At 56.3% G+C, this 25103-nt stretch carries 30 protein-coding genes and 1 tRNA gene; 16 read left to right on the top strand and 15 right to left on the bottom strand.

Annotated elements, in window-relative coordinates:
• Positions 1–19: 19 nt before the first annotated feature.
• Positions 20–454 carry a hypothetical protein gene (locus H573_RS0103575; protein WP_027873068.1) on the top strand — a complete coding sequence of 145 codons (435 nt, stop codon included), beginning with the start codon at positions 20–22 and terminating at the stop codon, positions 452–454.
• A 13-nt stretch (positions 455–467) separates the two neighbouring features.
• On the opposite strand, the gene H573_RS0103580 is transcribed toward H573_RS0103575, so the two are convergent.
• Both H573_RS0103580 and thiI read right to left on the bottom strand, forming a co-directional pair.
• Positions 468–887, bottom strand: a complete 420-nt coding sequence (locus H573_RS0103580; RefSeq protein ID WP_027873069.1) for an acyl-CoA thioesterase — start codon at positions 885–887, stop codon at positions 468–470.
• On the bottom strand, positions 884–2338 hold the full coding sequence (gene thiI, locus H573_RS0103585) for a tRNA uracil 4-sulfurtransferase ThiI (RefSeq protein ID WP_027873070.1): 1455 nt from the start codon (positions 2336–2338) through the stop codon (positions 884–886). The genes H573_RS0103580 and thiI overlap by 4 nt, the downstream gene beginning before the upstream one ends.
• 383 nt (positions 2339–2721) lie before the next feature.
• Between thiI and glnA the strand changes: the two genes are divergently transcribed.
• The 4 genes from glnA to ntrC all read left to right on the top strand — a co-directional run bounded on the left by glnA (position 2722) and on the right by ntrC (position 7452).
• Complete coding sequence (glnA, locus tag H573_RS0103590; protein ID WP_027873071.1) at positions 2722–4128, top strand: glutamate--ammonia ligase; 1407 nt, start codon at positions 2722–2724, stop codon at positions 4126–4128.
• Between the two features lie 116 nt (positions 4129–4244).
• On the top strand, positions 4245–4745 hold the full coding sequence (locus H573_RS0103595) for a DUF4124 domain-containing protein (protein ID WP_027873072.1): 501 nt from the start codon (positions 4245–4247) through the stop codon (positions 4743–4745).
• Between the two features lie 218 nt (positions 4746–4963).
• The gene (glnL, locus tag H573_RS0103605) at positions 4964–6037 is read left to right on the top strand and encodes a nitrogen regulation protein NR(II) (RefSeq protein WP_027873073.1); all 1074 of its coding nucleotides are present in this window, start codon (positions 4964–4966) and stop codon (positions 6035–6037) included.
• A complete protein-coding gene (gene ntrC / locus H573_RS0103610; protein ID WP_027873074.1) occupies positions 6034–7452 on the top strand; it encodes a nitrogen regulation protein NR(I) in 1419 nt (472 codons plus the stop codon). Before glnL ends, ntrC begins: the two co-directional genes overlap by 4 nt.
• A 20-nt stretch (positions 7453–7472) precedes the next feature.
• Here the strand turns inward: ntrC and H573_RS0103615 are convergent, their stop codons facing one another.
• The 4 genes from H573_RS0103615 to H573_RS0103630 form a co-directional block, all read right to left on the bottom strand.
• A complete protein-coding gene (locus H573_RS0103615) occupies positions 7473–7940 on the bottom strand; it encodes a tRNA (cytidine(34)-2'-O)-methyltransferase (protein WP_027873075.1) in 468 nt (155 codons plus the stop codon).
• A gap of 90 nt (positions 7941–8030) precedes the next feature.
• Entirely contained in the window at positions 8031–8516 is a 486-nt protein-coding gene (gene secB, locus H573_RS0103620; protein WP_027873076.1) for a protein-export chaperone SecB, read from the bottom strand.
• 39 nt (positions 8517–8555) lie between these two features.
• Complete coding sequence (gene grxC, locus H573_RS0103625; RefSeq protein ID WP_027873077.1) at positions 8556–8813, bottom strand: glutaredoxin 3; 258 nt, start codon at positions 8811–8813, stop codon at positions 8556–8558.
• 6 nt (positions 8814–8819) lie between these two features.
• The gene (locus H573_RS0103630; protein WP_027873078.1) at positions 8820–9236 is read right to left on the bottom strand and encodes a rhodanese-like domain-containing protein; all 417 of its coding nucleotides are present in this window, start codon (positions 9234–9236) and stop codon (positions 8820–8822) included.
• Positions 9237–9447: 211 nt separating this feature from the next.
• On the opposite strand from H573_RS0103630, the gene gpmM reads away from it, so the two are divergent.
• The 3 genes from gpmM (at position 9448) to H573_RS16885 (ending at position 13623) form a co-directional block, all read left to right on the top strand.
• Positions 9448–11001, top strand: coding sequence for a 2,3-bisphosphoglycerate-independent phosphoglycerate mutase (gene gpmM, locus H573_RS0103635; RefSeq protein ID WP_027873079.1), 1554 nt, complete (start codon positions 9448–9450; stop codon positions 10999–11001).
• A gap of 37 nt (positions 11002–11038) precedes the next feature.
• The gene (locus tag H573_RS0103640; RefSeq protein WP_036255721.1) at positions 11039–12166 is read left to right on the top strand and encodes a murein hydrolase activator EnvC family protein; all 1128 of its coding nucleotides are present in this window, start codon (positions 11039–11041) and stop codon (positions 12164–12166) included.
• A gap of 119 nt (positions 12167–12285) precedes the next feature.
• The gene (locus tag H573_RS16885; protein ID WP_036255723.1) at positions 12286–13623 is read left to right on the top strand and encodes a S41 family peptidase; all 1338 of its coding nucleotides are present in this window, start codon (positions 12286–12288) and stop codon (positions 13621–13623) included.
• On the opposite strand, the gene H573_RS0103650 is transcribed toward H573_RS16885, so the two are convergent.
• Positions 13617–14333: a hypothetical protein gene (locus tag H573_RS0103650; RefSeq protein WP_027873081.1), complete on the bottom strand. Its 717-nt coding sequence runs from the start codon at positions 14331–14333 to the stop codon at positions 13617–13619. The two genes, H573_RS16885 and H573_RS0103650, sit on opposite strands and share 7 nt — an antisense overlap.
• Before the next feature lie 194 nt (positions 14334–14527).
• Between H573_RS0103650 and H573_RS0103655 the strand changes: the two genes are divergently transcribed.
• Positions 14528–14785, top strand: a complete 258-nt coding sequence (locus H573_RS0103655; protein ID WP_205618892.1) for a Rho-binding antiterminator — start codon at positions 14528–14530, stop codon at positions 14783–14785.
• 59 nt (positions 14786–14844) lie between these two features.
• Here the strand turns inward: H573_RS0103655 and hisF are convergent, their stop codons facing one another.
• From hisF to hisB, 4 genes are read right to left on the bottom strand one after another with little or no spacing between them, the layout of a single operon-like run.
• Positions 14845–15621, bottom strand: a complete 777-nt coding sequence (gene hisF / locus H573_RS0103660) for an imidazole glycerol phosphate synthase subunit HisF (protein ID WP_027873083.1) — start codon at positions 15619–15621, stop codon at positions 14845–14847.
• A 28-nt stretch (positions 15622–15649) separates the two neighbouring features.
• Positions 15650–16381: a 1-(5-phosphoribosyl)-5-[(5-phosphoribosylamino)methylideneamino]imidazole-4-carboxamide isomerase gene (gene hisA, locus H573_RS0103665; RefSeq protein ID WP_027873084.1), complete on the bottom strand. Its 732-nt coding sequence runs from the start codon at positions 16379–16381 to the stop codon at positions 15650–15652.
• 21 nt (positions 16382–16402) lie between these two features.
• Positions 16403–17071, bottom strand: coding sequence for an imidazole glycerol phosphate synthase subunit HisH (gene hisH, locus H573_RS0103670; protein ID WP_027873085.1), 669 nt, complete (start codon positions 17069–17071; stop codon positions 16403–16405).
• A gap of 12 nt (positions 17072–17083) precedes the next feature.
• Positions 17084–17677 carry an imidazoleglycerol-phosphate dehydratase HisB gene (gene hisB, locus H573_RS0103675; protein WP_027873086.1) on the bottom strand — a complete coding sequence of 198 codons (594 nt, stop codon included), beginning with the start codon at positions 17675–17677 and terminating at the stop codon, positions 17084–17086.
• 81 nt (positions 17678–17758) lie between these two features.
• On the opposite strand from hisB, the gene H573_RS18795 reads away from it, so the two are divergent.
• The 7 genes from H573_RS18795 to H573_RS16900 all read left to right on the top strand — a co-directional run bounded on the left by H573_RS18795 (position 17759) and on the right by H573_RS16900 (position 21426).
• Complete coding sequence (locus tag H573_RS18795) at positions 17759–18160, top strand: acetyl-CoA sensor PanZ family protein (protein ID WP_051170971.1); 402 nt, start codon at positions 17759–17761, stop codon at positions 18158–18160.
• Positions 18153–19223: an A/G-specific adenine glycosylase gene (mutY, locus tag H573_RS16895; protein ID WP_036255725.1), complete on the top strand. Its 1071-nt coding sequence runs from the start codon at positions 18153–18155 to the stop codon at positions 19221–19223. The genes H573_RS18795 and mutY overlap by 8 nt, the downstream gene beginning before the upstream one ends.
• The gene (locus H573_RS0103690) at positions 19220–19492 is read left to right on the top strand and encodes an oxidative damage protection protein (protein WP_027873087.1); all 273 of its coding nucleotides are present in this window, start codon (positions 19220–19222) and stop codon (positions 19490–19492) included. The genes mutY and H573_RS0103690 overlap by 4 nt, the downstream gene beginning before the upstream one ends.
• An 85-nt stretch (positions 19493–19577) precedes the next feature.
• Positions 19578–19653, top strand: a tRNA-Phe gene (locus H573_RS0103695).
• A gap of 119 nt (positions 19654–19772) precedes the next feature.
• A complete protein-coding gene (locus H573_RS0103700) occupies positions 19773–20300 on the top strand; it encodes an integrase arm-type DNA-binding domain-containing protein (protein ID WP_027873088.1) in 528 nt (175 codons plus the stop codon).
• A 133-nt stretch (positions 20301–20433) separates the two neighbouring features.
• The gene (locus tag H573_RS19495; RefSeq protein WP_154653828.1) at positions 20434–20805 is read left to right on the top strand and encodes a hypothetical protein; all 372 of its coding nucleotides are present in this window, start codon (positions 20434–20436) and stop codon (positions 20803–20805) included.
• 168 nt (positions 20806–20973) lie between these two features.
• Positions 20974–21426 carry a hypothetical protein gene (locus H573_RS16900; protein ID WP_051170973.1) on the top strand — a complete coding sequence of 151 codons (453 nt, stop codon included), beginning with the start codon at positions 20974–20976 and terminating at the stop codon, positions 21424–21426.
• A 702-nt stretch (positions 21427–22128) separates the two neighbouring features.
• Here the strand turns inward: H573_RS16900 and H573_RS0103715 are convergent.
• The 4 genes from H573_RS0103715 to H573_RS0103730 all read right to left on the bottom strand — a co-directional run bounded on the left by H573_RS0103715 (position 22129) and on the right by H573_RS0103730 (position 25100).
• Positions 22129–22416 (bottom strand): hypothetical protein, encoded by a 288-nt coding sequence (locus tag H573_RS0103715; RefSeq protein ID WP_027873090.1) that lies wholly within the window; start codon positions 22414–22416, stop codon positions 22129–22131.
• Complete coding sequence (locus H573_RS0103720; protein ID WP_027873091.1) at positions 22413–24023, bottom strand: PepSY-associated TM helix domain-containing protein; 1611 nt, start codon at positions 24021–24023, stop codon at positions 22413–22415. The genes H573_RS0103715 and H573_RS0103720 overlap by 4 nt, the downstream gene beginning before the upstream one ends.
• A gap of 14 nt (positions 24024–24037) precedes the next feature.
• On the bottom strand, positions 24038–24322 hold the full coding sequence (locus H573_RS0103725) for a hypothetical protein (RefSeq protein ID WP_051170974.1): 285 nt from the start codon (positions 24320–24322) through the stop codon (positions 24038–24040).
• A gap of 229 nt (positions 24323–24551) precedes the next feature.
• Positions 24552–25100, bottom strand: a complete 549-nt coding sequence (locus H573_RS0103730; RefSeq protein ID WP_027873093.1) for a response regulator transcription factor — start codon at positions 25098–25100, stop codon at positions 24552–24554.
• Positions 25101–25103: the final 3 nt, after the last annotated feature.

Genomic DNA, 25103 nt, shown 5'->3' on the forward strand with positions numbered 1-25103 from the left:
CCTCAATTTAGGATCACTTGTGAACAGCACCCTGCTCCGCAGTTTTATTCTGGTTGGCCTCATTGTCTTTGGTGGCCTGTATTACTACAGCAGCCAAGTAGAAGAGCAGTACGGCGAGCCCGCGCGCAGTTATTTAGACGCTGCACTTAGCAGTATTTCGAGCTGGCAGCCCGCGGCGCTGCGCGCCCAGCTCAGTCGCGAAACACTGGCGCAAGTCAATGATAAGCAACTGGCTGCACTCAGCGCGCAATACCAGCATTTAGGGCAATATCAGCGCATGGACGAACTGCGCTTTTCTCGCCTGAGTGGCGCCCTATCACTCTTTGCAGACTCGCCGCGACTCAGTTACAGCAGCAAGCTTTATTTCGAAAACGGCAGCGCGATCATGACCGCAACGCTGACCCTGCAAGATCAACGCTTCAAATTGTATAACTTCAATTTGGCTACGCCCTGAAGCGGAAAAAGCGCTAGCTTTCGATCAGCGACCGCGCCAGTACGGCCCTGGCAGCAGCAGAAATGGCCTCCGGCCGGTGATCCTCATTCACATGTACCAGGGTGGCATCGCCCTCTGCCACCAGCTGCTCACCATCGTCACTAAATAGCGCTTGCCGCAAACTAAAGCTACTGTTCCCCACGCGCGTAACCCAGGCGCGCGCCCGCAGCGATCGGCCGTGTCGCCACTCCTGCCGGTAATTCAACGCGATGGCCGCAATCACAAGCCGAAAGCCGCCCAGGGCTAGCATTTCCTCGGAGCGCAGCCAGTGCACTCGCGCCTCCTCAAGATAAGAGAAGTACTGCACGTGATTGATATGCCCCAGGCTGTCTTGATCGGCCCAGCGAGGCGCTATCTCGACATCAAATAACGGCGGTTGCGTGTGGATAGTCATGAGGGGCGATACACCTTAATGTTTTCATAACCCTGCTCAAGCAGGTGTGCAGCATGTAAACGACTCATCACCCCCTTGTCGCAATACAGTTGGTAGACCGTGTCACGATCGAGCTCAACGCAGCGCTTATGCAATTCGTAAAAGGGCATGCACGCCACACGGTTGCGCTCCAACTTGAGCGGCTTGCGGTCAACTTCATCAGGGTGGCGCACATCCAGCACCACGGCGTCAGCCAAGGGAATCGGCAGCACTTCCACCTCGGTATGGCTGACCTCTTCATCTGCCAATTTGTCGATGTTGATATATTTGGCACTGGCAACCGCGCGCTCAAGCACTGAGAAGTCGAACTTCTCTTCCTCCGCAGCAATCCGCTCCGGGCGCGCACGTGTGGTGGGTTTCACAGAAATCACACCGCAGTATTCAGGCATATTCGCGGCAAATTGCTCGGTGCCAATTCTGGATGCGGTATTGATAATGTCCAGCTTGTCGCTGGTGATCAGCGGGCGCAACACCAGGGTATCAGTCACCTGATCGATCACAGAGAGATTGGTTAGCGTCTGACTACTCACCTGAGACACCGCCTCACCGGTCACCAGCGCTGGTGCCTCCAGCTCGGCCGCCACCTGTTCCGCAGCGCGCAACATCATGCGCTTGAGAATCACCCCCATCTGCGAATTCTCAACATTCTTCAAAATTTCGGCGACAACATCTTCAAACGGCACACTGATAAATTTCACGCGATGCGAAGCACCAAATTTCTGCCAGAGATACAGCGCGACTTCTTTCACCCCCACCTCGTGCTCGCGGCCACCGAGATTGAAAAAGCAAAAATGCGTGCGCATGCCCCGCTTCATCGTCATGTAACTGGAGACCGTGGAATCAAAGCCACCAGAAATCAGGCTGACGACAGAGTCGACAGTGCCAATGGGGTAGCCACCCAGCCCTTCGTGTCGCTGCTTAACGACAAAGAACTGATTCTTGCGCACCTCGATCCGCACAACTTCGTCCGGGTTCTTAAGCTTTACCCCCCCGGTTTCTGAATACTGGTTCAGGCCGCCACCGACGTAGCGCTCCACCTCATTGGAGTTGAAGTCGTGATCACCCGTGCGCTTACAGCGCACCGCAAAGGTCTTGCCACGCAAGCTATCGCCAACGGCATCCCGGACCTTTTCATAGATATCGTGCACATCTACCAAGGGGTACTCCGCCACTTCTATGACATGAGCAATGCCCGGGGTATTACTCAGCACCGCCAATATCGCTGCAATATCGGCGTCGGTACGACACTGGGTTTCAATAGTGATGCGATCCCATTCGCGGACAATATTCAATTCAGGATCAATCGGAATCAGCAGCTTGCGCAAATTATCGCGCAACTGTTTGATGAACTTTTTGCGAACAGGTTTGCTCTTGATGATAATTTCAGGGAAGAGCTTTACGATGAACTTCATTGTGGCACCACGGAGATAGCTGGGCGGGCATTATAGCGGTTCACTTAAAACGCTTCAGCTCCGCAGAAACCCCGATACCGCACCAAAATGAGACACTAGAGCACTATATTGGTGCGCACTTTTTGGCAAAACGCACAGTTTTCAGGCAAAGTGGGTTTTTCGCTCGGATTTTGAACAAAAAACCAGCACAAAAATATGGCACACATATTGCTCCATAAATCTCGAACAGAAACAGCGGCGCCAACGGCCCGCAGCGCATATGCGTGTTTACTTTCGGTTCTCTGTAGATGTCGCTATGCGGCGCCTTGCAATGAACCTATAATCGCCACTGCTTTCGGCCCTGCCGAATCGACTACAAGACTCTATGTTGGAGGATGTTAAGAATGTCAGAGAACACTCTGAAGTTAATCGCCGATAACGACGTGAAGTGGGCGGACCTGCGCTTCACCGACACTAAAGGTAAAGAACAGCACGTCACCATGCCGGTGAGCGAAATCGACGCAGGCTTCTTTGAAGAAGGCAAAATGTTCGACGGCTCATCAATCTCCGGCTGGAAAGGCATTAACGAGTCAGACATGATTCTCATGCCAGACGACGAGGCCTCTGTTCTCGACCCCTTCACCGACGAGCCTACTGTCATCATTCGCTGTGGCATCGTTGAGCCTTCTACTATGCAGGGCTACAACCGTGACCCACGTTCTATCGCTCAGCGCGCCGAAGACTACATGCGCTCTGCCGGCATCGCCGACAGCGCCCTGTTTGGCCCCGAGCCCGAGTTCTTCGTGTTTGACGACGTGAAGTGGAAAGTGGCAATGGAAGGCGCGAGCTACGCGATTTCTTCTGACGAAGCCGCCTGGGTTTCTGGCAACAGCTTCGAAGAAGGCAACACCGGTCACCGCCCTGGCGTTAAAGGCGGTTACTTCCCCGTACCACCCGTCGACAGCCTGCACGATCTGCGTGGCGCAATGTGTAACGCCATGGAAGACATGGGCCTGGAAATTGAAGTACACCACCACGAAGTGGGTACTGCCGGCCAGTGTGAAATCGGTGTTGGCCCTAACTCTGCCGTGAAGAAAGCTGACGAAGTACAGATCCTTAAGTACTGCGTACACAACGTCGCTCACGCCTACGGCAAGACCGCTACTTTCATGCCCAAGCCTGTTGTCGGCGACAACGGTAGCGGTATGCACGTGCACATGTCACTGAGCAAAGACGGCCAAAACCTGTTTACTGGCGACGCTTACGGCGGCCTGTCTGAAACAGCACTGTACTACATTGGCGGTATCATCAAGCACGCTCGCGCGATCAACGCCTTTGCCAACGCTTCTACTAACTCGTACAAGCGCCTAGTTCCCGGCTTTGAAGCACCTGTTATGCTGGCTTACTCAGCACGTAACCGCTCAGCGTCTATCCGTATTCCATTCATCACTAACCCGAAAGCACGCCGCGTAGAAGTTCGCTTCCCAGATCCCTCTGCGAACCCCTACCTGGCATTCGCGGCCCTGCTGATGGCTGGCCTTGACGGTATCCAGAACAAGATCCACCCTGGCGATGCGGCAGACAAAGATCTGTACGACCTGCCTGCAGAAGAAGCGGCTGAAATCCCGACTGTTGCGTCTAGCCTGGAGCAAGCGCTGCAAGCACTGGATGCAGACCGCGCCTTCTTGACCGCTGGCGGCGTATTCGACGACGACATGATCGATGCTTACATCGAGCTGAAGTCTGAGGAAATCGAGCGCCTGAACATGACAACTCACCCTGTTGAGTTCGACATGTACTACAGCGTTTAATACGCCTTGTACGAAAAGCCCGCTTCGGCGGGCTTTTTTTTGCCTGTCATTTTTTAAACCTTGCCGCGCCTATCAACTCGTCGCACACTACAGAAAAGTGATAGCGAGGGCTTTTTATGTATCGTCTGCTGAGCCTTATTTGCGTAGCGAGCGTGCTCTGCAGCCCACTGCATGCAGAAATCTATCGTCATACCGACGAACAGGGCCGCACCGTTTACAGCGACTCTCCCCGCGACGGCGGCAGCCCGGTCGACCTTCCTCCGGTAAACACCACGCCAGCTGTGTCGCCGCCACCCCCGGCCAGGCTAGACCGCCATGCCACCCCCGTACCGGCCTCAATCAAGGTACAAATCATCCAGCCGCGCGACGGCCAGGTATTCCCCAACGGCCGCATTCCCACCACCGTTAATGTAAAGCTGGAGCGCCCTCTGCGCGGCGACGAAAGCCTGCGCATCGCCGTCAATGGCAAAACCCTGAGCCGGGGAAGCGCCACGTCTGCACGCATTGAGCGCCTGAACCGCGGCCGGCACCAAATCAGCGCAGAAGTGCTCGGCCCAAACGGCGAAAAGCTGAGCCGAGACACCGTTTCAGTTGTGGCCCACTGGCCAAACAACTGACCCTCCAGCCAAGCTATACACCAAGCACCATTTTGGTGCACACTAAAACAATAGCGGCGGCTTTGCGCGCCATCGCGGGGCCAGCCCCAGCGACGCACCACCGCGCCACGCCATATACAACGCCCAATTGGCGCTTACTCAATAACAACGCCCCCATTCCGGGGCACTGGCCTAATTATTGCTTTGCAATGAACCATAATGAAGACAGTGGCGAACCCATGCCCCCAGCGAATTTGCACCACCACATTCTCGACAACCTGAAAACGGCAATCCTACTGGTCGAGCCCAACCTTACCGTGAGTTATATCAACCCGGCGGCAGAGTCACTGCTGGCGGTGTCTGACCAGCGCATCCACGGCGAGGCCATCACCCACCTTTTTCACGAAGACGAAGACACCGTTGTGAAACTGTTGGACGCCATCAACAACCGCGAGGCGTTCACCAAACGGGAAACCGTGTTAACCCTGCGCTCCGGCGACGAAATCACGGTGGACTACGCGGTAACCCCCATCGTGGAACACCCGCGAACGTCTCTTATCATCGAGCTGCAGCCGCTCGATCGACTGCTTCGCATCAGTCGTGAAGAAGGCCTGCTATCTTCCCAGCAAAACAGCAAAGCGCTGCTGCGCGGCATTGCCCACGAAGTAAAAAACCCGCTCGGCGGCTTGCGCGGTGCAGCGCAGCTGCTGGCACGCGAGCTCGACGACCCGCGCCTGCACGATTACACCAACATCATTATCGAAGAGGCCGACCGCCTGCGAAACCTGGTCGACAATATGCTGGGGCCCAATAAGATGCCCAACCAGCTGCCCACCAATATCCATGAGGTGCTGGAGCGCGTGCGCCAGCTAGTGGAAGTTGAGGGGGGCGAGGAGCTAAGCATCATCCGCGATTACGACCCGAGCATCCCGGACATCATTGGCGATCGCGAGCAATTAATTCAGGCGGTACTCAACATCGTCCGCAACGCCCTTCAGGCACTGAAGCAATCCCCTCCTGAAGGCGGCGCACAAATTACCCTGCGCAGTAGAACACTGCGCCAATTTACCATTGGCTCTCACCGCCACCGACTGGTGTGCCGCGTGGACATTATCGATAACGGCCCGGGCATACCTGAAGACCTGGCACCGTCGATATTCCTGCCAATGATCAGCGGCCGCGCCGACGGCTCTGGGCTTGGACTGTCGATCTCACAGTCCATTCTCAACCATCACCAAGGCCTTATTGAATGCCACAGTGAACCCGGTCGCACGGAGTTTTCGCTGTTTATACCCGTGGAGCAAAACCGATGAGCTATAGCAACACCGTATGGATTGCCGACGACGACAAATCGATTCGCTGGGTACTCGAAAAAGCCCTCAACCAGGCCGGCATTGAAACCCGCAGCTTCGAAAATGGCGATGCCCTGCTTGCTCAGCTGGAATCGGGAGTGCCCGACGCGGTGATCAGCGACATCCGCATGCCGGGTATCGACGGCCTGAAACTGCTGTCGCGCATCAGCGATATCCACCCCGGATTGCCGGTGATTATTACCACCGCCCATTCAGATTTGGATAGCGCCGTTGCCTCCTATCAAGGTGGCGCCTTTGAATATCTGCCCAAACCCTTCGACGTCGACGAGGTATTGGCAACAACCCAGCGCGCCCTGCAACACGCCAATAAAAACCGCCCGGTACTGCCCGAGGAAGTGCCGCTGGAGAGCACCGAAATTATCGGCGAAGCACCCGCGATGCAGGAGGTGTTTCGCGCCATTGGCCGCCTGTCCCAGTCCAATATCACGGTACTGATTAACGGCGAATCCGGTACCGGTAAAGAGCTTGTCGCCCAGGCCCTCCACCGCCACAGCCCGAGGGCCAGCAAACCCTTTATCGCGCTGAATATGGCGGCGATCCCCAAGGACCTGATGGAGTCGGAACTCTTTGGCCACGAAAAAGGCGCCTTCACCGGTGCCACTGCCCAGCGTCGCGGACGCTTTGAGCAGGCCGATGGCGGTACGCTTTTTCTGGACGAAATAGGCGATATGCCCGCTGAAACCCAAACCCGCCTGTTGCGGGTACTCGCCGACAGTGAGTTCTATCGCGTGGGGGGGCATACCCCGGTGAAAGTCGATGTTCGCATTATCGCAGCCACCCACCAAAACCTTGAAAAGCTGGTGCAAGACAACAGCTTCCGCGAGGATTTATTTCATCGCCTAAACGTTATCCGCATCCACCTCCCCAAACTTGCCGAGCGCCGGGAAGACATTCCCAAGCTGATGCAGCACTTCTTTACCATTGCCGGCAATGAACTCAATGTGGAGCCCAAGCGCCTGCTGCCCGACACCGAGGAATACCTCAGCCAACTGGATTGGCCCGGCAACGTTCGGCAATTGGAGAATACCTGCCGCTGGCTAACGGTGATGGCATCTGGACGGGAGATTCACCTCAATGACCTGCCCCCCGAACTACTGGAGCACAGCGACAGCGAAGCGGCGCCCGCCGCAAACTGGCAGGAGAATTTACGCCGCTGGGCCGACCAAGAATTACTACTGGGCAGAGATAAACTGCTGGATCGCGCGGTACCGGAGTTTGAGCGGATCATGATCGAAACGGCGCTCAAACACACCCACGGCAGACGTCGCGATGCCGCCAACTTACTCGGCTGGGGGCGCAACACCCTCACTCGTAAAATCAAAGAACTGGATATGGGTGGCGATGAAGACGAGTAGCCCTGACTAGCGCAATACCGCTACCGAAGCGCGCCGGCAAACCCCTGCTGGCGCCATGCTTCATAGCTGACCAGAGCCACCGTATTTGACAGATTTAGGCTGCGCGCGCCCTCCATCATAGGCACCCGCAGGCAGTGATCCGGACCGAGTTCATCGCGAACCTCAGCGGGCAAGCCCGCTGTTTCAGAGCCGAACAGCAACACATCGCCGGGCTGGAATGCCACCTCGGCATAGTTGCGCTGCCCCTTGGTCGTCAGCGCAAAAATGCGCTGCCCCGCCACCGCCTCGCAAAACGCGGCATAGTCGGCGTGGCGGCTAACCCGCGCCATGTCGCTATAATCCAATCCCGCACGCCGCAGTTTTTTCTCTTCCAAGTCAAAGCCCATGGGCTCGATCAAATGCAGATGGCAGCCGTTGTTCGCCACCAAGCGAATGATATTGCCGGTATTCGGCGCGATCTTGGGTTCGTGCAAAGCAATATGGAACATGGCGCATTCACCACAGCAGCAGGAATGAAACAGGCCGAGACAGACATCCCGGCCTCGCCGCGCAGGGAGCGCAGCTGATATGCAGAGAGTTTAGTGAGTGGTCTCTTCCGCGGCAGCTTTTTCATCCGCCTGCGCTTTGGCCTGGCGGTAAAGCGCCTCAAAATTCACCGGCTGCAGTGCCAGCGCCGGGAAACCGCCTTTTACTGCCAGTGCGTCAACAGACTCACGCACATAGGGGAACAGCATATTCGGACAGGCAATACCCAGCAGCTGGCGCAGTGCCTCACCTTCAATGCCCTCTGCGACAAACAGGCCGGCCTGCTGCACTTCAACCAAAAACGCGGTCTCGTCTTCTTCCAGCTTGGCAGTCACTGTCACCGTCAGCGTCACTTCATAGCTGTTTTCACCCACGGGCTGGCTGCGCGTGTTGAGATCCACGTGCATTTTTGGCTTCCAGCTTTTGGTGAACACCACAGGGCTAGACGGCGACTCAAAGGAAGCATCTTTTATGTAAATGCGCTGCAATGCGAACTTGGGCGTATTGTCTTGTGCTTGGGCGTTATCTTGTTCAGCCATTGTCGGGTCTCGACTCCTGATAGGTAAATTTTTCGATATTTAACTGGCTGCCAACAGGCGATCCAGCTTGCCGCCACGCTCCAGCGCAAACAGCTCGTCACAACCGCCAACATGGGTTTCACCCACCCATATCTGCGGCACTGTGCGCTGCCCCGTACGGGACAACAATTCTTGGCGCAAGTCGCTGCGACCGTCTACCGGCACTTCGTCGTAGGCAACCTGTTTGTGCTCAAGCAAGTGCTTGGCACGCACACAGAAAGGGCAAAAGCGAGTGGTATAAATAGTGACCTTCGCCATAAGCCCTTAGCCTTTCACTAGCGGCATCTGCAGTGCCTGCCATTCGCTAACACCACCTTTCAAGCGATGCACATTGCTGTAGCCCAGCGCCGCCAGCTTTTTACCTGCCGCACTGGAGTGCTGACCCAATTTGCAGATCAACACCAACGGCTGCTCCTTATCACCCGCGACGCGGTCAATTTCCTTGTCCAACTTGGCAAAGGGCAGGTGCACCGCATCTAAGATGTGGCCCTTGTTGTACTCTGCCTTGTCGCGCAGGTCGATCATCAAGGCCTTCTCTTGATTGACGAGGTTCACCACCTGCTGTGGCGTCAACGCGCGACCTGCTCGGCGTGACTCGTGAAAGCTCAACAGCATAAGGCACGACAGCAACGCCGCTACCAGCAGCCACTGTTCAGCGATAAATAAAATCAGTTTTTCCATGAATTCTCTCGAATCACTCGTGTGAACATCGTCAAAAAAGCCGTAGGCCGGCGCGCGAAAAGGCCAGAGTATACACCGCTAAACGGGAATTCTCACCACGCCAAGCGTGGCCGCCTCCCAAAGGAAAAGTTACAATGCCTTATTTCGTTTTCACCGCGCTACACGCGAGCGGCGATGAGACCTCAACGACTTAAGAATGGATTTTCTACACATGGCTGACCCACAGGTAAAACAACCCGTCGTTCTGATTATTCTAGATGGCTTCGGCTACCGGGAAGCACCGCAGGACAACGCCATTTACCACGCCAATACGCCCAATTGGGACGCACTGTGGAAAAACCAGCCGCACACCCTGATCTCCGGCTCCGGGCTGGATGTGGGTTTGCCAGACGGCCAAATGGGCAATTCAGAGGTCGGCCACATGAGCCTGGGTGCAGGCCGCATCATCTACCAAAACATTACCCGCATTGATAAAGAAATTGCCGATGGCAGCTTCTTCGACAATGACGTTTACAAGGCCAATATCGACAAAGCAGTCGCCGCTGATAAAGCCGTGCACATTTTCGGGCTGCTCTCCCCGGGCGGCGTCCACAGCCACGAAAACCATGTGCTGGCAATGATCGATATGGCCGCTCAGCGCGGCGCCAAAAAAGTGTATGTACACGCCTTTCTCGACGGCCGCGACACACCGCCACGCAGCGCCCAGGCCTCGCTTGAAAAAGTCGACGCCAAATTTGCCGAACTCGGCTGTGGCCGACTGGCGTCAATGATCGGCCGCTACTACGCCATGGATCGCGACAACCGCTGGGACCGCGTTGAAAAAGCCTATCGCCTGCTGACCGAAGCAGAGGCCGAGCACCGCTATAACACTAGCCAAGACGCCCTGAGCGCCGCCTACGCTCGCGACGAAAACGATGAATTTGTCGCCGCCAGCGTTATTCAAGCCGAGGGCCAGGACAGCGCCGCCATTGCCGATGGCGATACCGTCATCTTTATGAACTTCCGCGCCGACCGCGCGCGCGAAATTACTCGCGCGTTTGTGGAAAGCGATTTCGATGGCTTTGAGCGCCGTGTTCGCCCTGAGCTTGCCGGCTTTGTCATGACCACCGAATACGCCGACAGCATCGACGCGCCCGTGGCCTACCCGCCGGAGAACATTCAAAACAGCCTCGGCGAACTGCTAGAGAAACACGGCAAGACACAGCTGCGTATCGCCGAAACTGAAAAATATGCCCACGTTACGTTTTTCTTCAGTGGCGGCCGCGAAGCACTCTATCAGGGTGAAGAGCGCAAGCTGATCAACTCCCCCGATGTGGCCACCTACGACTTAAAGCCGGAGATGAGCGCCCCGGAAGTGACCGAAGAGCTGGTCGCGGCCATACGCAGCGGCAGCTACGATGCGATTATCTGCAACTATGCCAACGGCGATATGGTGGGCCATACCGGTGTTTTCGATGCCGCCGTAAAAGCCGTGGAAGCGCTGGACGACTGCATTAAACAGGTGACCGATGCCGTTCGTGAGGTCGGCGGCCACTGCCTGATTACCGCTGACCACGGCAACTGTGAGCAAATGCTCGACTACGACGCCGAACAACCACACACTCAACACACCACCGAGTTAGTGCCACTGGTATATGTGGGCGACGACACCGCAACCCTGACAGCTGAAGGTGGGCGCCTCGCTGATATCGCACCGACGATGGTCGCGTTGCTGGGCATTGCTCAGCCGGAAGAAATGACCGGCAAGAACCTGATCAGCCACTGAGGAATTGCGAATTAGCAGCAAACTGGCACATCTAGGTATGCCGTTCATCGTCCTACTGTTCGCTGGCCTTCTGGCCAGCGTCAGCCTTGCCGAGGACGAAGCCGCGACCCGCCAACAGCTGAAAGACCTCAGCCAGCAGCTTCATTCGCTGAAAAAACAGCTTGGCAGTACCCAGAAAGAACGCAGTCGTGCCGCGCGGGAGCTTCGCGAGGTCGAGGTCGAGATCGGCAAAATCGCGGCCAAACTGCACAGCACCCGCGCAGAACGCGACCGCCGCCAGAGCAAATTGACTGCCCTTCAAGACGAACAACAAACCCTGCGCCAGCGCCAAAGTCAGCAAAAAGCACTGATTGCAGAGCAAATTCGCAGTGCATACACCTTGGGGCAAGAGCGGCAGGTCAAGATGCTGCTTAATCAGGAAGACCCTCAGTCACTCAGCCGGCTGATCACCTACTACGACTATTTTAATGCCGCCCGCAGCCAACAGCTCGACAGCTACCGCGAAACACTCACTGCCCTCAATGCACTGATCCCCGAAATCAGCGCACAAACCGAGGCGCTTAGCGCCACAGAACGCCAGCTGGCCCAGCAGCGCCAGCAACTGGAGGTTCAGCAGCAACGCCGCCAGCGCAGTGTCGCGAAACTCGACCGCGAGCTGAAACAGCAACAGAGCAGCATTGGCTCACTGGACAAGCAACGCAAGAGCCTGGAGAGCATCCTCTCGGCTATTGAGCGCGAAATTACCGACATTGCCATTCCGTCGAGCTACCGGCCCTTCAAGCAAATGCGCGGTGCCATGCCCTGGCCTGTTGCCGGTAAGCGGCTGAACCGCTACGGTGCGCCGCGCCAAGGCAGCGCGGTGCGGTGGCAGGGAGTGCAAATTGCCGGTGAAGAGGGCAGCCCGGTGCGCACTATCCACAATGGCCGTGTTGTCTACGCCGACTGGCTGCGTGGGGCCGGCCTGCTTATTATTGTCGACCACGGCAATGACTATATGAGCCTTTACGCTCACAACCAGAGTCTGCTCCGTCAGGAAGGCGACTGGGTGCGCGGTGGCGAGGCGATTGCCACACTGGGCAACAGTGGCGGTCAGCGGCGCAGCGGACTGTATTTTGAAATTCGCCACAAAGGCCGCCCTACCGACCCCGCCCGCTGGTGCCGCTGAACGCGGCCCCCTGCATTTAGAGATAGCGACAAATCCCGACAAAGCTGGCTACAATGGGTGCTTTGTTTCTGTCGGCGGGCGCAGGACGCCCCGCCGCATGTTGTATCGGGAAGCTGATAATGCTGCGTCATTTTAGTCGAGCCGCCGTGCTCAACCTTGCTCTGCTCTCTCCTTTTTGTCTGGCCGAGGCGCCCGCCTCGCCACACAGCGCGCAAGGCGATCTGCCCCTTCAGGCGCTGCGAAATTTTGCCGACGTTTTCAACCAAATTCGCCGCAGCTATGTCGAAGAGGTGGACGACGAAACACTATTGGAAAACGCCATTCGCGGCATGCTCAGCGGCCTTGACCCACACTCCGACTACCTGGACTCCGATTCCTTCGACAACCTTCAAACTCACACCACCGGCGAGTTCGGCGGTTTGGGAATCGAAGTGGGTATGGAAAATGGCTTTGTCAAAGTTGTCAGCCCCATCGATAACACGCCGGCGCAACGGGCAGGTATTCAGCCCGGCGATCTGATTATCCAGATCGACCAACAGCCCATCAAAGGCCTCAGCCTGCAAGAGGCCATCGAACTAATGCGCGGCCCCAAAGGCAGCCCCATCACCCTCACTATTTTGCGCGAGGGAGTGAAAGCGCCGATAGAATTGGAACTGAAGCGCGACATCATCACCGTCGCCAGTGTGCGCGGCCGCATGCTCCAGCCCGGCTACGGTTATCTGCGCATTTCGCAGTTCCAAAGCCGCACCGGCGAAGACCTGCGCAGCGAGTTGGCAAAACTTAAAGCCAACCGCAGCGGCTTGCGCGGAGTGGTACTGGACCTTCGCAACAACCCCGGCGGCCTGCTTCAGGCTTCCGTACAAGTGGTCGACACCTTTTTAAACGAGGGTCTTATTGTCTACACCGAGGGACGCCTACCCAACGCCTTTAGTCGCTACATGGCCAGCGACACCAATAATGCCGACGACACCCCTCTTGTGGTGCTGATAAACGGCGGCTCGGCCTCCGCCTCAGAAATTGTAGCCGGTGCACTGCAAGACCACCGCCGGGCCATTATTCTGGGCACCCAAAGCTTCGGTAAAGGCTCGGTCCAAACCGTGCTGCCACTGGCTGAGGACAGCGCCATAAAACTGACGACCGCCCGCTACTACACCCCCAGCGGCCGCTCGATACAAGCGCAGGGCATCGTGCCGGACATTATTGTCGAGCGTGCTCGCATTGAATCACTGGGCGCAGAAAAAACGGTTACCGAAGCTGACCTGGCTGGGCACCTGGGCAACGAGAGCGGAAAAGAAAACAACGGCAGCAACCGCATTGTCGACAGCGCGGCCAACGAACTTGCTGCCACCGATAACCAGCTTTACGAGGCACTCAACCTGCTAAAAGGCCTGCATATTATGTCGGCCAATAGTCAGCGTTTGGCCAAGCAAAAACTGGAGGCGCCAAACGCTCAATAAGCGCTTTCCCCTTCAACGCGCAGGGACTCGGCCAGGGCTTTAATCACGCCCTGGCCGAGAGGCAGCAGAAAAATATCGCCATCACTGACACCATCCACCGACACCCCTAATACATAGCGCTCACTCACGATGTACTCACGCAGCGCAGTATAGTTAACAGAAGTGTGCCAGAAGCGCGCTCCCTGACCATTCACTCCCTCGACTTCCAGCGACAGCTTCGGCGACACTCTCACCACCAGCCCTTCCACAATCCCGATGCCGGCACGGGTAATATCGCTGTAGGGATAGGACAAATAGCCACGCAGATTCATATAGGCCCTGCCGGCATCCACGGGGTACTCAAAGCGAATGGCCGACAGCTCATTGTGATCACCGTACACCATTACCATTTCCGACTCCCCGGCCTGCACCACGGGCACACCTGACACCTCGCGTACGCCGTCAACAATCAGGCGCTCGAAGCGGCGCAACTGCGCATCCAGCTGAGCACTGGCGGCCGGGTCGAGAGCGCGCTCCACGGCTTGAAAAACGCGCTGCCAAGAGTTGATACGGCGCTGGTCCTTGCCCTCCGGCTCCGTCAATGCGCTGAGCGACTCAAAGTCTACCGTCAGGCTACGTATCTGCACGTCACCCTGATAGTTGTGGATCAAAGGCTGATTAGCACAGGCGGCCAGCAGCACTGTAGAAATAGTGAGTATCGCCCGCAGCATGTTGGATTCCTCAAAGCTCGCACCCGCCGGATGGCGCGCACATTGCCGCAGATAATAGCGCAATACCCGAAGTTGAGAAGTGGCCAAAGCGCCGGGGGGCGCAAACTAACGGCAGCACTCTCCCAGCTCAGGCGCATTTACCCGCATGGGTGCGCTATGCTGCAACTTTCCTTCTCGGATGCTTAGAACCTCGGATGCATAGAACAATGATTCGCTGCGAGCTGCACGATTACATAGAAATTGCCTGCACCTTTCGCTACCCCGTGCGCTTAACCATGCGAACTGGGGAGGTGCTTGACGGTGTGGCGGTAGACACCAGGCGCGATGCGCAGGGCGAGGAGTGTATCGCCATCCATGTAGATGGCGCCGAATGCTTGGTGGTACTGGATAAACTGGCGAGCATGAAAGCGGGCGTACAGAACCCGCATTTCGACACGGTTTCCTTTGGCTAAACGGCGCTCATTGCACTCGGCAAGACCGTGAAACAAAGGCCCGGGGCATTGGCAATGCCTTACAGCCGAACCTCAACACCTTTGTCGGCCATATAAGCCTTGGCTTCGGGTACCGTGTGCTCGCCAAAGTGGAAGATACTGGCCGCCAACACTGCGTCGGCTTTACCGGCGGTTACGCCTTCGACCAGGTGGTCCAGTGTACCGACACCACCCGAGGCAATAACAGGCACCGAAACCGCGTCGGCCACTGCGCTGGTGAGCGCCAGGTCGTAACCGGCCTTGGTGCCATCGCCGTCCATACTGGTCAGCAAAATTTCACCGGCGCCCAGCTCAACCATTTTTGCCGCCCACTCCACCGCATTGATGCCGGTAGGCTTGCGGCCACCGTGGGTAAATATCTCCCAGCGCGGGCTGCCATCGGCCTCATCTTCGACACGCTTGGCATCGATCGCCACCACAATACACTGCGAGCCAAAACGCTCGGCGGCGTCACGCACAAAGTCGGGGTTATGAATAGCCGCAGAGTTGATCGCCACCTTATCCGCCCCCGCATTTAGCATGGTGCGAATGTCTTTGATCTCGCGAATACCGCCGCCCACGGTGAGGGGAATAAACACCTCGGCAGCAATCTGCTCAACCGTGTGCACGGTCGTCTCACGCCCCTCGTGGGTGGCCGTGATGTCGAGAAAGGTGATTTCGTCGGCGCCCTGTTCGTTGTAGCGCTTGGCGACTTCAACCGGGTCGCCCGCGTCGCGAATACCGACAAAGTTCACGCCTTTTACCACACGGCCTTTATCAACGTCCAAACAGGGAATAATGCGTTTTGCCAGAGCCATTGCTGTGCTTACCTTGTTGTTAAGGGGCTTATTCGCCGTCGCAGTAGCGCTGCGCTTCTGCCAGATCCAGCTCGCCTTCATAAATCGCGCGACCGGTAATCGCACCGAGAATCCCGGCATCGGCCACGGCCTTCAGCGCGCGAATATCATCCATATTCGTCACCCCGCCAGAGGCAATAACTTTCAGGCCCGAGGCCTGGGCCATGGCAACCGTGGCATCGATATTCACGCCCTGCATCATGCCGTCGCGGGCAATATCGGTGTAAACGATGGACGACACACCATCTTGCTCGTAGCGCTTGGCCAGCTCGGTGGCTTGAATATCAGACACTTCCGCCCAGCCGTCGGTGGCCACCAGGCCATTTTTCGCATCCAGACCAACAATTACCGCATCGGGGAAGGCTTTGCAGGCCTCGGTAACGAAGGCGGGCTCTTTCACCGCCTTAGTGCCAATAATCACGTAGTTCACACCGGCGTTCAGGTACTGCTCAATGGTATCGAGCGAGCGGATGCCTCCGCCAATTTGTATTGGCAGATCAGGGTAGGCCTTGGCGATCGCCATCACCGCGTCGCCATTTACAGGCTTGCCGTCAAACGCGCCATTCAGGTCAACCAAATGCAGGCGGCGAGCGCCTTGCTCTACCCAGCGCGCAGCCATTTCTACCGGATCGCTGCCATAAACGGTGGCGTCGCCCATTTCACCTTGGCGAAGGCGCACGCACTGGCCGTCTTTCAAATCAATTGCGGGAATCATTAACATAATTACAAAACCTGATAACGCTTAGGATACGGGCCGGAAGGTCGGTTGCCCGCCATCCCAGCGCAGAAAATTACTGAGCAGACGCAGACCGGTCTCGCCGCTCTTTTCCGGGTGAAACTGCACGGCAAACACATTCTCACAACTCATTGCGGCATGTATCTCTACCCCGTAGTGAGCCGTGGCGGCCACAAATTCAGGCGCGTCGATATAGTAGCTGTGCACAAAGTAGAAACGGCTATTGTCGGCAATGCCTTCCCACAGCGGGTGGTCGACGGTTTGGCTCACCGTGTTCCACCCCATGTGCGGCACTTTCAGGCGCTCGCCGGTTGTCTCGCGCAGGTCTTTACCGAAAAACTTTACTTGGCCCGGCAATACGTCCAGGCACTCGACGCCGCCGTTCTCCTCACTGCTTTCCATCAGCGCCTGCATACCCACGCAAATACCCAGCAGGGGTTTAGTGGCCGCCACTTCCTGAACAATTTCATCCAGGCCGCGGTTTTTCAGCTCGGCCATGCAGTCGCGAATCGCGCCCACACCGGGAAAAATCACCCGGTCGGCGGCAAAGATGGTATCCGGGCAATCGGTAACCTGCACCTCAACATCGTCGCCACCAACCTTGTGCAGTGCACTGGCCACCGAGTGCAAATTACCCATGCCGTAGTCGATAACGGCAACGGTTGATTTAGTCATATCGCAGAAATCCTAGAGGCACCCTTTAGTCGACGGGGTAATGCCCGCCATACGCTCATCCACCGACAAGGCCATGCGCAGGGCACGACCGAAGGCTTTAAACACCGTTTCGGCCTGGTGGTGAGTATTGGTACCGCGCAAATTATCGATATGCAGGGTGACCTTGGCGTGGTTGATAAAGCCGTGGAAGAACTCCGAGAACAGGTCCACATCAAAACCACCCACGCTGGCGCGGGTATAGGGCACGTGGTATTCCAACCCGGGACGCCCAGAGAAATCGATAACGACCCGCGACAGGGCCTCATCCAGCGGCACATACGCGTGGCCGTAACGGGTGATGCCTTTTTTATCGCCCACCGCCTCGGCAAAGGCCTGGCCCATGGTAATACCAATATCTTCCACGGTGTGGTGGTCATCGATATGCAAATCCCCCTTGGCCTGCACAGCCAGGTCAATCATGCCGTGGCGGGCAATCTGATCCATCATGTGATCGAGAAAGGGGACCCCGGTCTCGAAACTCGATTGGCCGGTGCCATCCAAGTTAACGCTGACCGTGATTTGGGTTTCCAGGGTGTTGCGGCTGATACTCGCCTTGCGCTCTGTCATCGACGTCTCTACTGAAGATTGCGTACAATACGCCATTATAAAAAATCCCGACCCGTATTACAGCCAGCAGAGTGCGGATAAATGCCCGTATATTCAGAATACATTCGCGATCCTGCCCCAGAGGACCGTGTAGACCTAGAACGTCTCTATGCCGACGACGCCGAAAAACTCATCAGCGCCGCGCAGAGTGAGCAGCTATTGCTGATTGGCGGGCGCTTTAATGACCGCCTGATCGCCGCGATGACCTTAACGCCGATCCACAATGGCGACTACCAGTTGGCCAGGCTCACCGTTCGCGATATCACCCGCCGACGCGGTGCAGCGCGCCAGCTATTGATCCAGGCGATGAAAGCATTACCTGAGGACCTGCGCAGCATGTCGGCCGACATCGCCAGCGCGCCAGAACTCAGCCCGCTGCTGACCGAGCTGGGTTTTCAAAATCAAGGATCGACGTGGCAGTGGCAGCGCCCCAGCGGTGAGTGACAGCGACTTCAGCCGCCGCCTGCTGAACTGGTTCGACCAGCACGGCCGCAAAGACCTGCCCTGGCAGCAAGACATCAACCCCTATCGGGTGTGGGTGTCTGAAATTATGCTCCAGCAAACCCAGGTCACCACGGTCATTCCCTACTACCAGCGCTTTATGGCCCGCTTCCCCAGTGCAGAGGCGCTGGCGCAGGCTGATATCGACGATGTTCTCGCCCTTTGGACAGGGCTGGGCTACTACGCCCGAGCGCGAAACCTGCACAAAGCGGCGCAAACCATTGTGACTGAGCACAGCGGCGAGTTCCCGCAAACACCGGAGACTATCGCGTCACTGCCGGGTATTGGCCGCTCCACGGCTGCAGCAATATTCAGCATTGCCTGCGGTGGCAGCGCCGCCATTCTCGATGGCAACGTCAAACGCGTACTCAGTCGCCACAGCGCCATCGATGGCTGGCCGGGCAAGCGCGAGATTGAACAACAGCTTTGGCAGCTCGCCGAGGCTTACACCCCACAAGAACGGGCCGCCGACTACACCCAGGCCATCATGGACCTCGGCGCAACCCTTTGCCGGCGCAGCAAACCCGAGTGCGATCGCTGCCCCGTCAGTGACAATTGCAAGGCCAAGGCCATGGGCCGCCAGAGTGACTACCCCGGCAAAAAGCCACGCAAAGCCCTGCCGGTAAAAACCACCCATATGCTGCTGATTGAAAACCCTCAAGGGGAGATCCTGCTGGAAAAACGCCCCAGCAGCGGCATTTGGGGCGGCCTGTGGAGCCTACCGGAGCTGGACAGCGACGGTGATATCGACGACTACCTCGACGCGACCGTTGGCCACAGTGCCGTTGCCGAAGCGCTGAGCCCCATGCGCCACACCTTTAGTCACTACCACTTGGACATTCAACCGCAGCACATCCGCCTGCAGCGAGAGCCGGCGCGGATCATGGAAGGTACTCGCCAGCTTTGGTATAAGGGTGGGCAACAACAGCTCGGCCTCGCGGCGCCCGTCAAAAAATTGCTCGACAGCCTGCTGCAAAACGACTTATTTACGGAACCTCAGCCATGACACGCACCGTTTTCTGCAAGAAATACCAACAAGAACTCGAAGGCCTGACAAAGCCGCCCTACCCCGGCGCGAAAGGTCAGGAAATTTACGAAACCGTTTCCAAAAAAGCCTGGGAAGAGTGGCAGGCCCACCAAACCATGCTCATCAACGAGAAACAGCTGAGCATGATGGACCCCAGCTCGCGAAAATTCCTCCAGGCAGAAATGGAAAAATTCTTTGCCGGCGAAGACTTTGAACAAGCCGAAGGCTACGTTCCTCCCAGCGAGTAAGTTCCTGTTTTCAAGGGCTTGACTCATCGAATCGGAACAGGTTTAATACGCGCCTCTTGCGAAGTACATCAGCGACCTCGCCTATGCCCAGATAGCTCAGTCGGTAGAGCAGTGGATTGAAAATCCTCGTGTCGGTGGTTCGATTCCGCCTCTGGGCACCACTCCTAGTGGCTTTCCCCTATATTCCAAGGCTTTCGACAACCATCAGAATAGACCGAATCAAGGATTCAAAGTCTACGCCAGAGTCTACGTGTTCAACTTACCGTAGCGAGGACGACCGATGGCAGCACGGGAAGCAATTACCACCACCAAACTCAAGAAGTTTCTATCAGGCCCCGCACCCGAGAAAGACCAGTATCTCAGAGCACCTGATGGCTTCGGAGTCCGCAGGTTCAAAGAGAGCGGCAAAGCATCCTTCATAGTGGAAGCCAAGGTACGCGGCCAAGGCAAAGCCAGAAGGGTCACTATTGGCCCAGCAGAACCCGAACTCCTTGGCGAGGCCAAAGATAAGGCCAGAGTCATCGTCGCACGACTACGCAGCGGAGAGGATGTCACTGCAACAGAGAAAGCCAAGCAAAGCGAGGCAGTCTCCCAGAGAGTGACCATCAAAACCGCTCTCGACTGTATGCTGGAGCAGCGACAGGGTGAACTAAAGCCCGAAACGCTTCGGTTTTACAAATCCACCATCAAACCACACAACCTGAAACAATACTTCAAACTAACCCAGTCACCTCAGCGATATGGAGTGCTATCAGCCTCTCACGCAGTTGGGTTGACCGACAAGCTTGATGACAGCTCTGGCTATTGAGCGAACTAAGCATGACATCCGCCAAACCATTCTATAGGCCAGCTAAAGCCTAGGAATATCAGGCCCCCTGCAATAAACTGGCTATACGGTTGCATGCTGAACCTCTAGTCTAAATAAACGGGATTGTATAAACATGGAAGAGACCGCCAACCTAGTTCGAACCGCATCATTACTCGCCTTATGCCTTCTCGCCGCATGCAGCACTAACCAAGGGGGCTACCGCACCACCAGCTCTGTAGAGCAGCGACTTATAGGAATGCCGATTGACGAAGTCGCCTTCAAATTAGGCGCCCCAACAAACTCAGTTGACATATCAGGGTCACAAAAAATTTGGAGCTATCGATCTGACAGCCACTCAGAATGGCAACTTGTGGGAGGAAAATGCGACATTTCCGTAACATTTGAAGACGGCATCGTGGTGAGAGCAGTCGTCAACAAAACAGATCACTCACCATTGTCAGCACCGATGGCTGCGTGCAGCGGCATCATCGGAAACCTTGACTAGCCTTTATACGGATAATTTTTGCGAGATAATTTCGAGGCGCTAGAAGTACAACAGGCAGCCTCCCTACCCCCACACTTTTTCTGACAGCCACTCCGGACTCTACCTATAGCAACATACAAGTTGCGACTTACACTCAAGATTTTAGCTTCACAAAGTCAAGGAGGACGAATGAAAACTGCAGCACCACTTGCACTTGCATGTTTGCTCAGTACAACCCTCGCTGCTACAGCAGAATCTGTTGATTACCGAATAGACAACGCCCAGTTTGCAACCTCAGAAGGCCCAATTCCCCCAGCCTGCATTGGCCGTATGATGACAGAGCTGAATGGGGACAACTTTATTGCCGCAATTTACCTGAACCGAAATTCAATGCGAGGGTGCATAGACTCCAACTACGCGGGAGACAGCAGTATCAAAGAGCGTTACACCTACAAGATTCAATCAGAAACTGCGCCTCACACTTACAATCTCGTTGTATGTGAAAAGGTAGAGGGCTCACTGGGTGAGAGCTGCGAGAAAATCATCTTAGAACTTACAAACGTCACTTACCTGCTAGGCTCTGAAACAAAGCGAGTGCTTTCGATGAAAAAACTCGGCGAATGGACTGATAGAAAAGAATAGGGATGACCACATCATATGCCAGACTTTGAATTAGAAGCTCAACGACAGCAGAGGCGTGACCGTCGCAGGTTATGGCTTCTTTCCTTATTTTCCCTTTATGTATTTGCCGACTGGTCAGGATTATTTTTCTGGATTGAAAGCATAGGCTCCAAGAGGGCATCGACATACGCTGAAATTGAGCACTACACCTGTACCAAATACGATTACAGCGATACGTGTAAGCGAATCGCACTGTATGCTACTCATAAAACCGAGTATGATTATCGCAGAATCGAAAACTATAGCTGCGCCAGAAAATGCTTGGAGCAAATACACTTGCTAGCCAATGGGGGGCGCTACGTGGTAACTATGAGTGGATTCCCTTTCACAAAGAATAGGATCATCGAAATCGACAGGGATCACTTCTACGACTGAGTCTGAAGCATAGACGGAAGTATATTTTCGCAATTGCTATTGAAGCCTTAAAAGGCTACGTGATCCGTCTACGTGAACTTTTAAACCAACATGAACCCTAGAAATGGAGCACGATCAAGAGACTTGAGCGTAGTATTGAAAATCCTCGTGTCGGTGGTTCGATTCCGCCTCTGGGCACCACTATTTTTCCCATTATTCTGTTACTCAACTCAGCACATTTTGCACTGCACAAAACGCTCGTATGCCCGCGATAGCAAACGCGTATGGCATGCATGGTTATGTGGTCGTTTAACGGCGGGCTGCAAGAACTTCGGAAAGCAGCCAGCCATACGTTAGGCTGGCACCCAGCCATAACATCAGGCTGGCCCACATTCCCGTCAGCGCGAGCAGCACACCGGGCACAAGCATTGCGGTGAGTAGCCATCTACGACGACGTCGCGGAAGTGGCGAAAAGCCTTTGGCGGGGGTTGCGCCATAGCGGGCTAATTTTTGACGCCAACGCAATCGCTTTGGGTCGCGCAGGGCGAGCGCTGTTACGCTAAGCGCGCTGACGGCAATGCTGAGCAGCAACATCATGGAGTGTTCACCTCCATGTCGCCGGTATCAATGAGGGACCCCTCAGGCAAAGCCTGGGTTTGACGCCATTCACGGCGAAGCAGCCAGGCCCCGCCAAGCAGTAGAGCAACATCCAAAACCACAACAGCCGTTAAACCACCTGTGGCCGCGCTTACCCAGCCCGGGCCGCCTAGCAACAAACGCAGCGCTACCAAGGCGCAAAGTCCTAGCCCCAAGCTGATGACGAGTATCCGCCGCACGCCGGTAACACGGCGAACGATGCCGGCAAGAATGCCGCTTAGCGCCAGGCAAAGACCGAAGGCCTTGAACATCAGCGGCTCAACTGCCCCAGCCAGCACACCAGCCTGCTGCAGCAAATAGGCCGCCGCCGCGGCGACCAATGCAAGGGGAAGCCCCCAAGCACTCCATAGTGTTGCCCGCAGCAAATACTGCCATGTCTTCTGCTGCTCTCTGCGCTTAACCCATAGGGCCAGGCCGCTAATACAGACATAGGCTCCGGCAAACCCCAGAGCGAACCACACCGTTTTCGACAGCCAGCCGGCAAAATTTCCAAAATGCAGCGGCCCCATCAACGCAACCAGGTCACTGCCCAGCGAGGGCGATTGCCCCAGCGCCGGTTTTTCACCAAGGTTTTCACCCGTCTGGGCGTCGAAGGCGTAGCCTTTGGGTAGCAGCTCGCCCTCTGCTTGCCAGGGAAATACGCTAATGCGTGCGTCTTGCCTTCCCCAGTGGTCGACGGTCAAAAACCGCGTGCGATGCCCCGCCGCCCGAACGTCTTCTAACATGGTGTCGATATTCGCCATTTCGGCAGGGCGCCGGTCCTCGGCCGGTGGTAAACCCTGAACGGTTTCGATTAGTTTTACCTGGTCTCCGCCGAACGCCACCATGGCAATGGCGGGAATGGCAAAGGCACCGGCCAGGCTATAGAAGCTGCCGGTAAACGCCAAAATAAACGCAAACGGCAGGTTCCAGGTACTCGCCATCACATGGGCGTCTTTGTGACTGAGCACATCCCCACCGCGCCGGCGACGTAAAAACGCGTCTTTAATAAGGTGGCGGTGCATGGCAAAACCGCTGACGCAGGCGACTAATAAGCTCATGCCAAGGATACCGGTTAACATCAGCCCCCAGGGCGAGGGCACATGCAGTTGCACATGCCATTCGACCAGAAAGTGCCCGAGCTTGCCGTAGTGGCTTTGCGCTTCGATCTCGCTCTGGGTTCCCTCAAAGCGTTGCAGTATGTCTCCGCTGGCCGGGTCAAATACGAATAACACCCCCTCCTCTTCCGGGTGTTCTCCATCTACAGCCTCAGCATGAGTGTGGAAAAAAGCACGGATGCGACCGCCTGCGGTTGCAAAGACAGTGAGCTCGTCGAGGTACTCAGGCGCCACATCGGCAGCGGCCTTTCTCAACATAGCATCAGTGCCCAGTGGCAAGGTTTCCGGTATAGCGGCCGGCAGCGGCGAGGCCCAGTCATTTATGTCGTCGGCGAATACCGCGATCGTGCCGGTTAAGATCACCCAGTAGAGCAGCAGGCCGAAAATCACCGCGCCCCAGCCGTGAAGCGCCAGCATCGTTTGAGTCGTTTTTTGCTGTAGCTTTAGCATCGATGTCTCGCCGTTTATTGCTGCGCTTGCAGTAGGTGCTGCGCAATCAACGCCGCGTGCACGGCAGTCAATATGATGATCACTACCGACGCGCGGCCCAGCCGATCCAATACGCTATAGAAGAACAGCACTGCCCAGATCGCGGGCAGCAGCACTACCGGAATAACGAAGTTGTTAACCTGTGCTTGCCCCGCAGGCAGCCAGAGAGAACTGCCAGCCATAATAATGAGCGTGGCAAGTAGTACCAGCGGCCCAGCCAACACAAACCGCCAGATCTTTTCAGTGCGCGTCCCCGCCATCACTCCCGTCTCTCTGCTTTTTCATCCCTAATTTGTCAGCGCGATGACTGTGCCGCGCAGGCGCGATTTGGCGCTGCAGCGCATTATAACGAGAACGATTTTCATTTGCTATTGGGGCGCGCATTTTCTTGCGCCTGCGCAGGAGTAGCAGTAACGGCACCACACCGCCGCCCTTCCGGCGTAGTAGGAAGGAAAATTCGAATAGTGGAATAGGGTCGGCAAGCGCCGCTTATTTAACTTGCTGCTTAGCCAGTTTTCTCGCCAGTGTGCGGCGATGCATACCGAGGCGGCGTGCGGTCTCAGAGATGTTAAAGTCGGTTTCAGCCAGCGTTTGGTGGATGCGTTCCCACTCCAGGGTTTTGATGGAGGTCGCACGCCCCGTCACTTTTATATCGGCGTTGCCTTCGGCATTGTTGAAAGCCGCTTCAATGTCATCGGTATTTGAGGGCTTGGCCAAGTAGTGGCAGGCGCCGAGCTTCACTGCCTCAACCGCCGTGGCAATGCTTGCGTAGCCGGTGAGCACCACAATGAGCATATCGCTGTCGTGTTTGTGCAGGGCCTGCACACAGGCAAGACCCGAGGCCTCGCCGTCGAGCTTTAAATCCACCACAGCGTAACCGGGTGAGACCTCTGCCAGCAGCGCTTCCACCTGTTCCAGTCGGGTGGCGTGATGAACCTTATAGCCGCGGCGCTCAAATGAACGGCGGAGCGTGCGCGCAAACGCCTCGTCGTCTTCGACGAGCAACAAGGTTTTCTGATCGTGCTCGGCCTCAGCCATTGC

Source organism: Neomelitea salexigens DSM 19753, assembly GCF_000422345.1.
Taxonomy (GTDB): Bacteria; Pseudomonadota; Gammaproteobacteria; order Pseudomonadales; family Spongiibacteraceae; genus Spongiibacter; species Spongiibacter marinus_A.